The organism is Roseateles sp. P5_E11 (genome assembly GCF_054049355.1).
Genome location: NZ_JBFUMO010000589.1, coordinates 1 through 3,506, shown reverse-complemented (window position 1 = coordinate 3,506; position 3,506 = coordinate 1). Strand labels below are relative to the sequence as shown.

Annotated in this window: 2 protein-coding genes; one reads left to right on the top strand and one right to left on the bottom strand. The window is 64.1% G+C overall.

Annotated elements, in window-relative coordinates; translation table 11 throughout:
* On the top strand, positions 1-1,056 hold a 1,056-nt coding region (locus tag ACXJKR_RS27475; RefSeq protein WP_457325527.1), incomplete at its 5' end, for an ATP-binding protein.
* A gap of 133 nt (positions 1,057-1,189) precedes the next feature.
* On the opposite strand, the gene ACXJKR_RS27470 is transcribed toward ACXJKR_RS27475, so the two are convergent.
* Entirely contained in the window at positions 1,190-3,367 is a 2,178-nt protein-coding gene (locus ACXJKR_RS27470; protein WP_457325526.1) for a putative bifunctional diguanylate cyclase/phosphodiesterase, read from the bottom strand.
* Positions 3,368-3,506 lie beyond the last annotated feature (139 nt).

Below are 3,506 nucleotides of genomic sequence, written 5' to 3'. Positions count from 1 at the left end.
ATCGTCGGCAACCTCGAGATGCTCAATCGCACCCTGCCGGAAGCGATGGCCCGACATCGTCGCGCGGCGGCTTCGGCGATGTCGGGAGCCAAGCGTGCAGCGAAGTTGACGCAGAGGCTCCTCGCTTTCGCGCGACGCCAACCCCTTGATCCCAAGGCCTTGGATATCAACGTTGTCGTTCAGGGCATTTCCGAACTGCTTCGGCGTTCCCTGGGCGAAACGGTGGAGCTGGAGACAGTACTAGCAGGCGGCCTTTGGAACGTTGAAGTCGACCCGAACGAACTCGAGAGTGCGCTGGTCAACCTGGCCGTCAACGCCAGAGATGCCATGCCCAATGGCGGCAAGCTGACGATCGAGACGGCAAATGCGCATCTTGATGACGCCTATGCAAGCCGCCACGTTGAAGTGAAACCTGGCCAATACGTGGTGGTCTGTGTCACGGACTCGGGCTGCGGGATGGATACCGACACGCTCGCTCGCGCGTTCGAACCGTTCTTCACGACCAAGCCCGAAGGCAAGGGAACCGGTCTCGGCCTCAGCCAGGTGTACGGCTTCGTCAAGCAGTCCAACGGCCACGTCAAGCTGTACTCCGAGGTGGGCAGAGGCACGACGGTGAAGATCTATCTGCCGCGCTTCTATGCAGCGACAGCGGCAGACGAGCAGCCCGCCGACAAATTCGTTCCCGAAGCGGATGGTGAAACCATCCTTGTCGTCGAGGATGACCCGGACGTGCGGGCCTATACGGTCAACACCCTGCGTGAACTTGGCTACCTGGTCATCGAGGCGGGCGATGGTCGATCCGCGCTCGATGTCCTCAGCCTCATGCGTGTCGATCTGCTGTTCACCGACGTCGTCTTGCCTGGCGGCATGACGGGTGAAGATTTGGCGGCGAAGGCCAAGGAGCTATACACGGATATCAGGGTCTTGTTCACCACGGGTTATGCACGCAACGCCATCGTCCACCAAGGGCGGTTGGATCCCGGCGTTCGATTGATCACCAAGCCGTTCACCTTCGAAGACCTGGCTACCAAGATCCAAGAAGCACTGGGCGAGTGAGATATCCGGCGAATTCAGCGCCGCGGCTGGTGAGTGAATCGCCTAGATTCGGTAGACAACTTCAAGCTCTAACTGATGCTCCAGACGGAACGGTCGTCATGCGGAGCCGCAGAAGCCGCGTCTCAGCTTTGCTCTACGCGCCGGGCGCACCTACTGCACCACCATCCGTAAGCAAATGGTCACCCAAGACCGAAGGCGAAAAGTCGGCCGCGCCGGCAGGCTTGCGTCCTTCGGTCCAGGCCAGGAGCGTCTCGGCAGCCATGGGTCGGGCCAGGAAATATCCCTGCAGTTCGTCGCAGTGCAGTGCGAGCAGGATGTCGCGCTGCCCCTGGGTTTCCACGCCTTCGGCGACGACGCGAAGCCCGAGCTCATGGGCCAGCTGGATGACGGCGCTGACGATCGCCCGGGCGTCGTTGCTGACCTCGATGTCGGCGACAAAGCTGCGATCGATCTTGAGCTGGCGGGCGGGCAGTTGGCGCAGATAGCTTAGGCTGGAATAGCCAGTGCCGAAATCGTCGATGGAGAGGAACACGCCGATGCGGGCCAGCTCCTCGAAGGCACGCTGGGTGCTCTTGAGGTCTTCCATCGCGACGGATTCGGTGATCTCGCAGAGCAGTTGGGAAGGGTCGAGCAGGTTCCTGGACAAAGCCGCCCCGATCCGAGCCGCCAGGTCCTCTTCGCGCAGCTGATGCACGGACAGATTGATCGCCACGCGCATGTGCAGGCCGATCTCCGCCCAGGCGTGCATCTGCCGGCAGGCCTCGTCGATGACCCAGTTGCCCAGGCTGTTGATGAGGCCGAAGCGCTCGGCGATGGGGATGAACAGGCCCGGACTCAGCAGGCCGCGCTCGGGATGGTTCCAGCGGATCAGGGCCTCGACGCCGCGGATCTGCCCATGCAGGCCATCGATCTTGGGTTGGTAGTGGAGTTGCAGTTGCCCTTGCTCGATGGCCAGGCGCAGGTCGATCAGCAGGTTGAGCTGCTCTTGCGCGCCTTCGTCCATATGCGTCTCGTACAGCGCATAGGTGCCACCGCCGGCGCGTTTGGCGGTGTACATCGCGGCGTCCGCGTGCATGACCAGCTTGTCCCCGTCGCCGTGGTCGGGGTAGGCGGCGATGCCGACCGATCCGGACAGGACAACCCGCCGGCCACCGACCTCAAGAGGGACCGACAGCGCCGCGATCAGGCGGCCGGCCAGGCTGACGCAGTCCGCCAGGCTGCTGACGTCCTCCATCAGCAGCACRAACTCGTCGCCGCCAATGCGAGCCACGGTGTCGGCGTCGCGCGCCGCGACCCTCAGCCGCGCGGCGACCTCCTTGAGCACCGCGTCGCCGGCGGCATGGCCGAGCGAGTCGTTGACCGGCTTGAAGCCGTCAAGGTCGACGAACAGCACGGCCACCTTGCCGGCATTGCGCTCCGAGATCTGTTCCCCGGCGCGCGCATGACGCTGAAGCGCATGCGCCAGACGGTCCTCGAACAGCATGCGGTTGGGCAGGCCGGTGAGCGCGTCCTGGAACGCTCGTCGCCGCAACTCCTCGTTGGCCGTCTCCAGCTTCACGTTTGCGACCTTCAGCGAGCTGCGCATGCGGGCGTCGAGCGTCGACGTGAACAAGGTCATCGCCAGCAGGGCGATGGACGACAGCGACACCATCATTCCCAACTGGGGGCCCGCCAGCGCGTCCGCGCTCAGGCAGACCGTGCCGGCCGGGAAGTTCGCCGCCGCCATGCCCGTGTAGTGCATGCCGCAGATGGCGATACCCATCACCAGCGCCGCCAGGGGCTGGAAGATCATGCCGCGGCGCTCCCCCACCTTGCGCAGCCAGAAGAAGATCAGCAACGCTGCCGCCGATGCGCCAACGGCGATCAGCGCCGACGCCGCCACCAACAGCGGGTTCCAGACGATGGCGGGCACCATGTCGAGCGCGGCCATGCCGGTGTAGTGCATTGCGCAAATGCCCAACCCCATCGCGATGGCACCTCCGCCCAGGCGGGGCCAGGTGAGCTCGCCTTGGCTTGCGACGTACAGTGCCATGGCAGAAACGGCCACTCCGGCGACCCACGATGCCACAGTCAGCCCCGCGGTGTAGCCCAGTGCTATTGGCAGAGAAAAGGCAAGCATGCCGACGAAGTGCATGCACCAGATGCCGGTGCCCATTGCCAGGGAGCCTCCGAGCCACCAACTCATCGCAACGCCGCGGTCGCGCGTGCGAACGCGTTTGGCCAGATCGAGTGCGACGTAGGACGCAAAGCTCGCGATCAGCAACGAAGCTGCAACGACCCAAGGTGCGTAGCTTGAGGGCAGGTATCGCATGGCGAAGTGTCGGCTCCCGAACCTAGACACTGAACTGACCAGAGAGTCCACCAGGCTCTCGACTGCCGCTGACTCTACTCCGCTCGGCCATGAACTGCACCGGCATCCGCAGAGGCACGTCGGTCAGATTGTGGGGAGA